This window comes from Microbacterium sp. zg.Y909, from assembly GCF_024626565.1.
Window position 1 is genome coordinate 39,957 of sequence record NZ_JANJFJ010000003.1, and the last position, 7,052, is coordinate 47,008.

At 69.3% G+C, this 7,052-nt stretch carries 4 protein-coding genes; 1 reads left to right on the top strand and 3 read right to left on the bottom strand.

The annotated features are described in order from the left end of the window. Positions 1-4: 4 nt before the first annotated feature. Complete coding sequence (locus tag NQ160_RS00575) at positions 5-2,965, bottom strand: S-layer homology domain-containing protein (RefSeq protein WP_257513278.1); 2,961 nt, start codon at positions 2,963-2,965, stop codon at positions 5-7. Positions 2,966-3,177: 212 nt separating this feature from the next. On the opposite strand from NQ160_RS00575, the gene NQ160_RS00580 reads away from it, so the two are divergent. Then, positions 3,178-5,001 carry an S-layer homology domain-containing protein gene (locus NQ160_RS00580; protein WP_257513279.1) on the top strand — a complete coding sequence of 608 codons (1,824 nt, stop codon included), beginning with the start codon at positions 3,178-3,180 and terminating at the stop codon, positions 4,999-5,001. A gap of 16 nt (positions 5,002-5,017) precedes the next feature. Here NQ160_RS00580 and NQ160_RS00585 read toward each other — a convergent pair whose 3' ends face one another. Continuing rightward, on the bottom strand, positions 5,018-6,010 hold the full coding sequence (locus NQ160_RS00585; RefSeq protein ID WP_257513280.1) for a glycosyltransferase family 2 protein: 993 nt from the start codon (positions 6,008-6,010) through the stop codon (positions 5,018-5,020). Positions 6,011-6,022: 12 nt separating this feature from the next. Beyond that, on the bottom strand, positions 6,023-7,052 hold a 1,030-nt coding region (locus tag NQ160_RS00590; RefSeq protein WP_257513281.1), incomplete at its 5' end, for an O-antigen ligase family protein.

Here is a 7,052-nt window from a genome sequence, read left to right on the forward strand (position 1 = left end):
CGGGTCATCCCAGGGCGTCGAAGCGGTAGAGGAAGGCGGCCATCGCGTCGCGAGTGATGGGGTTGAAGGGACGGAACGACTTCTTGCCGCCCACATCCCAGCCCGTCGAGATGCCGCTGTCGGCCAGCCACGAGATCTCCTTGTAGAAGGAGTTCGTGGTCGGCACATCGCTGAACGGCGAGCTGGCGGATGGCGTGAACTTCGGCGATTCCGCGAAGCGGTAAAGGAAAGCGGCCATCGCGTCACGGGTGATGGGGCTGAACGGACGGAACTCCCGCTTACCGCCCCCGACATCCCACCCCGTCGTGATGCCCGTGCTCGCCAGCCACGAGATCTCCTTGTAGTAGGTGTTGCTCGTGGGCACATCGGTGAACGGGGACACCGGTTCCGGCGTGAAGTCCGGCGATCCGGCGTAGCGGTACAGGAATGCCGCCATCGCGTCACGGGTGACGTTGCCGAACGGCCGGTACTGCTTCTTCCCTCCGCCGACGTCGTAACCCGTCGAGATGCCCTGCGAGGACATCCACGCGATCTCGGTCGCGAAGGCGCTGTAAGCGGGGGAGCCGGGTTGGCTGCTGACGTCGGTGAAGACGGGCGGTGCAGCGGGAGCGCGGGGGGTCACCGCCCCGTCGATCCCCGTCCGCTTCTGTCCCGCGGCCAGCGTGATGGCGTCGGCCTGCGCGAGTGACGGCTTGTTGCTCCACCACTGATCAATGGCGGTGGGCGCAGCCTCAGGTCCGTATGCCTCGAATCCGACGGTGTACGTCCCTGCCGTCAGCCGGTCGAACGAGTACGGCGTCTTGGCGTTGGGTGCGGCCTCTGCGCCCCACATGCTGCGGATCCAGCCGGTATCGACGCGCTGGTAGAGCATCACGCCCGCGACGGGGCTCCCATCGGAGTCGGCGCCGTACCCCGACGCGGTCACGGAGCCGGAGAGCGTGGCGTCATGCGGCGCCGCTGTGAGCGACAAGCGAGGGACGCCCGAGGCCGGGACCGTGAGCTGATAGGTGTCGCGGCCCGTCTTCAGGTACTGCGCCTGCCAGTAGTCCCGTCCGCCCGCATCCAGCCCCAGGTAATACTGCCCGGGACGGAGGCCGCCGACGGTGAACACGCCGTCGCCGTCGGGGAGCAGGACCCCGCCGACCGGGACGGCGTCGGCGCCTTCGTGACGCACGACGCTGAGGTTGGCCCATTCGGCGTCGGCCGGGATCCCGGTGATGGTGCCGCTGACGACCGCACCCGTCGCCAGCGTCGCATCGACGCCTGAGCGCAGACCCTCCGCCGGTACGTGGACCCGGGTCGCGGCGGCCGCTGTGGGCTGGTTGTCGTAATACTCGGGCACGAGGTTGATCCCGGATGTGTCGGTCGGATCCACCGCGAACTCGACGACATGGTCACCGGCGCGTAGGCCACGCACGGTGTAAGCGCCCGTGTCGCGCTGCGGCGTCGCCGAGGCCCAGGAGGACAACTGATCGTCGGCGGACCTGGCGTAGACGCGGACGGATTCTATCCACTCGGGTGGGGTGCCGGCGGGAAGGGTCACACGGCCGCTGATGGTCGACGAACGCGAAAGCGTGGCGCTGATGCCGCGTACGTCTTTCCCCGCAGACAGCGTGACCGGCACGGCGTCGGCGGGCGACGTACCGCCGTGGTAGCTGTTGAGCAGGTCGGGCCATACTTGCTCGCCTGCGTCATCCCAATACGGTTGGGCCGAGAACTCGACGCGGTACTCTCCGGCGCGCAGCCGGTTGATCGTGTAGCTTCCGGTTCCGGGGTCCACTTGTGCCCATCCCCAGCCTCCGCCGCCTGCGGCGTACGGGGCCGCCGACACCGCGACACCCTGCAGCCAGTCCCGCGGTGATCCGGTGGGGAGGCTGACGACACCCGAGATCGTGCCACCCACCTGCATGCGGGCATCCAGGCCGGTGCGTACCTGGCCGCGCGTGACGGCGACGGGCCGCGCATCCGCAAGGTCATCGACACCGGGGTGGTACTGGTCGATCAGGTTGTCCGGGAACGAAGAACCGGACCCGTCGGGCGGGGCATACCCCGCCCGGAACTGCACGCGGTATTCCCCGGCCGGAAGGCCGCTGACCGTATACCGGCCCGTGGCCGGGTCGGGCGAGCCGTAGTTGCCCCGTGGCACGCCACGGCCGTCGACGGCCTCGATGATGACGCGTGCGAGCCAGGCAGGGTCCGCGCCGGCGGTGAGCGTCACGGTGCCGGTGAGCGCCGCGCCGAGATCCAGCGTCGCGTCGATGCCGGGCGTCGTGGCGCCCTCGCGCACCGCGACGCTCGGCGCCGTCTGGTGGTCGCCGCCCCCGAAGTACGCGGGGACGAGGTTCGTCAGGACCTCTTCACCGAGAGCGTCGTCCCAGTACCTGTTGCCGCGGAACTCCACGCGGTACTCGCCCGCCGCGAGTCCGTCGATCCGGTATGATCCGGTCTCCGGGTTCACCTCGCCGACGCCCCACTCCCCATTGCCGCTGACAGGAGAAGCGCTTACCCGGACGCCGCGCAACCAGTCCGCCGGCGCATCCGGTGAGAGCGTGACGGTGCCCGTGATCGTGCCGGATGGGGCCATCGCGGCGTCGATGCCTGTCGTGTTCTCGCCGGCTACGGCGTCGACCAGTGTCGCCGCGGCGAAATCATGCGTGTTCTCGTAGTACTGCCTGACCAGTCGTGAAACGCCCACGCCACTCACGCTGTCCCACTCGTAGTGGCTGAAAGCGACCCGGTAGGTGCCGGGCACGACGTCGGTCATCACATAGGTGCCGTCCGCCTCCACCTCGGCGTACGCAGAATCGCCGCTGTCGGCGAAGGCATTCACCGACACGTCGGCCAGCCACTCCTGGGGCGCCCCCGCGGGCAGGGTGACGGTGCCCGAGATGGTGGCGCCGGTCGGCTCCGCCGCCGCCGGCGCGGCAGGCGCGCCGCCTACGGCGAGTATCGCAGTCAGCAGCACGGCGAGAATCGCCGCCCACCGCCTGTTCCCCTGCGTTGCGAAACCACGACGTTCGACGTTCACGTTGCCCCCAGGCAGCTCCCCGCCGTCCCCCAGCGGGCGGCGTCCACGTTGAACATAGCGCATTCACAGACAACTCTAAGGAGACTCTGATGAAGCGCAGATGGGGCAGGCAGGCGAGGATGGGTCCCACCTACCCCGGAGGATGATGCATGACCCGCCTGCGCAAGGCCCGCCCTCTGACCGCGATCTCTCTCATCGGCATCCTCGTCGGCACGGTTCTCGTCTCCCCGTCCGTCGCGGTCGCATCCGTCGCACCCGGCTCGAGCGCCTTCGTGGACGTGTCCGGTGACCCCTCCTCGCCTGCCTACAGCGAGTTCGCCGCAGAGATCGCCTGGCTGGCATCCGAAGGCATCAGCACGGGCTGGGAGACAGCGCCGGGGCGACGGGAGTACCGGCCGTTCCGCCCGATCACCCGAGACGCGATGGCCGCTTTCCTCTATCGCTACGCCGGGTCGCCGGACGTCGTACCGCCCGCCGACGCGCCCTTCGTCGACGTGGGGGCGGATTCGGAGTTCTCCACGGCCATCACCTGGCTGGCGGCGACGGGGGTGTCCACTGGGTGGGAAACAGGCGATGGTGCACGCGAGTTCCGCCCCTGGGATCCGATCACGCGGGACGCTATGGCCGCGTTCCTGTTCCGCTTCACCGAGGGCGCCGCGGCGGTGCCCGCCGCCCCGCGCTTCACGGACGTGTCCACCTCGACCCCCTTCGCGGTCGAGATCGGATGGCTGGCAGCTCGGGGCATCACCTCCGGCTACGACCTGCCGGGGGGTGTGAGCGAGTTCCGCCCGGGCAGCCCGATCACCCGCGATGCGATGGCCGCCTTCCTCCAGCGTCACTCACAAGGCGGTCTGCCTCAGTTCACGGCCGTACCCACTCCCAGCATCCAGGGGACGCCCCGTGTCGGTGCCGTGCTGACGGCGGTGAGCGGCGTGTGGGAGCCGCAGCCCGAGACCCTCGCCTTCCAGTGGTTCCGCAACGGTGCGCCGATCCCGGGGGCGGTGGGCGACACGTACGAGGTGGGATCGCTCGACGCCGGGCGCGAGTTGGCGGTGCGGGTGAGCGCCTCACGTGACGGGCTGCTCCGGGCTGTCAAGCGCAGCGCGACGGTGCCCGTCTCGATGGAGTACGGCTCCACCCTGCAGCCGGGGCAGACGATGAGCGCGGGCGCGAGCCTGCGCTCATCCGACCGCCGACATCGACTGCTGGTGACCGACAGTGGCAACCTGGAACTGTATACCGGCGACGTGCTGACCTGGCAGTCCAGGACGAAGGGCGGGGGTGGCACGCTGCTGCGTGTCTCTCAGGACGGGGTGCTCTCGCTCCTGCGACCCGACGGCACGGCGGCGTGGTCGAGTATGCCGGCCGCCGGGAGCGACGCAGTGGTGCGCCTCGAAGACGACGGTGCGCTCGTCGTGCGTGCGGGGTCGGGCGAGTCGCTCTGGTCTTCCGCGGTGGAGGGCAGCATGGTCTTCGGGCTGCCCTTCGAGTCCGGGCAGCGCTGGCAGGCGGGAGGCCCGCACAGCGGCACGGCGGTGCACTGGAACGGACTGGATTTCGGCCCGGCCGGCACCGGCACCTCGCGTCGGGTGGTGGCGATCGCGCCCGGCATCGTGCGCTGGGCATCTTGCGGCACCGGCGGCTTCCTCGTCATCGACCACGGCGGCGGGTGGACGTCGGGGTATTACCATCTCGTCAATGAGCAGACCGAGCTCATCGGGCGCCGCGTCGACACGGGTGCCTACCTCGGCGACGTAGGACGCACGGTTCCCTGCGGCGGCGGCGCGACGTTCGACCACGTGCATCTGACCATCACCTACAAAGGCCAGCCGGTGCACATGAACGGATTCGCCCTCGGCGGCCAGACTGTCTACGCGGCCGACCGGCAGTACCACGGGCATTGGCGGGATGCCGCTGGGAACCGTATCGTCACCGCTGTCGGGGGTGCGGCGTGCTGCATCGTCGCGCCCTGAATCCCGGCAGGGTTGATCAGTCGGTGGGCGCGGAGACCGTCAGCGGCGGCATGGGTTCCCACGTGGCATCCTCGGCGATCTTGCGTCCGTCGCGGATGCCGCGGAAGAGGTTCGACGTTCCCCGCACGGTGCGCTCGACGAACAGCAGCCTGATGAGTTCCTTGCCGAAGGTCAGCGCCGTGCCGAGTCCGAAGAGCACCGGGTTGTAGACACCGAGCCTGCGGTAGTACTGCTTCATGTGCCCGCGGTTGCGCATGATGTAGTAGCGGTACGCGTTGCTCGACGCGTTCATGTGGCGGATGCCCATGTCCCACTGCTTGATCTCGCGGGTGCGGCGCAGCACGAACTCGTCCACGATGACGGCGGTGGTCTTGCGCGAGGCGAGCCAGCCGTACATCTGGTCGTCCCAGTAGATGAAGAACCGGGGATCGGGCAGACCGATCTGCGCGACGATGTCGCGGTGGATGAACATCCCCTCGAAGCAGCCGGAGTTCATCTCCTTGTACCCCGACTCGTCGAAGCCCGCCGGCGCGAAGGGGATTGGGATCGCCAGCGGCTCTGCGATGCGGTACTGCCAGTAGAACTCGCTGCCGTCGTAGTCGTAGCGTCGCCCCTGGATGGACTTGAACCGTGGTGCCCAGGCGCCCATGCGGGCGAGGCCGTCGGGCATGACCTCGACGTCGTCGTCCATGAGCCAGATCCACGTCGACCCCAGCTCGTACGCGATGCGCATACCCTCGCTGAACCCGCCGGAGCCGCCGGTGTTGGTCTCCATTCGGCGGTAGACGATCTCGGTGCCGATGCGGTCGCGGAAGGACTCGACCACCTCGGTCGTGTCGTCGGTGGAGGCGTTGTCGACGATAACGAGGTGCCCGGGCTTGGGGTCCATCGTCGTGATGCTCTCCAGCAGCCGGGTCAGCAGGCCCGAGCGGTTGTACGTGACGACGACGATCGTCGCCGTCGCGGGGTCGAAGAGCGCGGAGGCGGAGGCGTCGGAAGCGGAGGGCATGGCGCCTCGATCCTACCCCGCCCCGCCCAGGGAACCCCTCGGGAGGCCCGTCGCCGGTGGCAGGTCCGACCCCTGCGAGGCCTCGTCGATGCGCTCCCGCCATGACCGGGACTGGCCGGCGCGCACCGCGCACAGCACGAGCATGAGCCAGCCGTAGCCGGCCAGGGTGAAGCTCTCGAAGACCGACTCGACCAGCAGCGCCACGAGGATGAGCGGCGTCCACGCGTAGAGGATCGACCGGCGTTCGCTGGCGACGAGCCACGCCCGCACGAATGCCAGGCCGGCGAACACGCCGAAGAGCACGAGCCCCACCCAGCCGACCTGCAGCAGCACGTCGAAGTAGGCGCTGAGCGCTGAGCGGTGCGAGTCGCGCAGGATGTAGTTGATCGTGCCGAACGGGAACTCATCGGTCCAGGTGCCGCTCCATCCCCAGCCCTGAACGGGCCGTGCACGCACGAACACGACGATCTGCGCCCACAGGTCCGCGCGGGTGGAGAAGTCCCGCGCTGCGCCGATCCACGCGATGATCGAATGCCGAGCCAGGTACGCCACGGTGATCCCCGCGACCAGCGCGCCGCCGAAGAGCCACTGCACCGAGCGGCGGTGGTCGCTGCGGGTGCGCCGCACGAGTGCCAGCGCCCCGGTCGCGGTGGCCACGGCAAGGGCGAGCACCAGCACGGTGGGGGAGTCCGAGAGCGCGGCGAGCGAGCCGGCGAGCACCGCGGAGTAGAGCGACACTCCCGGGCGCACCGACATCGTGCGGTACTCCACGAGAAAGGTGATGAGCGCAAGCACCGCGATGAACCCGAGCGAGTTGCGGGTGCCGAAGATGCCCTGGACGGGACCGAGCATGGCGATGTTGCCGTCGATCCCGAGGAAGCGCAGCGGCAGGTCGAGAAGGATGCCGGAGAGGATCTCGAGTCCGAGTGACACGGTGAGCAGCACCCGCATGACGTCGCCGAGCGCGCGGGCGGTCTGCAGCGTGTCGCGCACGTGCCCGATGACGACGGCGATGAAGGCGAGCCCCGACAACCCCAGCCAG

What these genes read in the sequence shown, in the direction of transcription:
- NQ160_RS00580 (WP_257513279.1), top strand. Translation starts at nt 3,178, where the DNA reads ATGACCCGCCTGCGCAAGGCCCGCCCTCTGACCGCGATCTCTCTCATC.
- NQ160_RS00585 (WP_257513280.1), bottom strand. Translation starts at nt 6,010, where the DNA reads ATGCCCTCCGCTTCCGACGCCTCCGCCTCCGCGCTCTTCGACCCCGCG.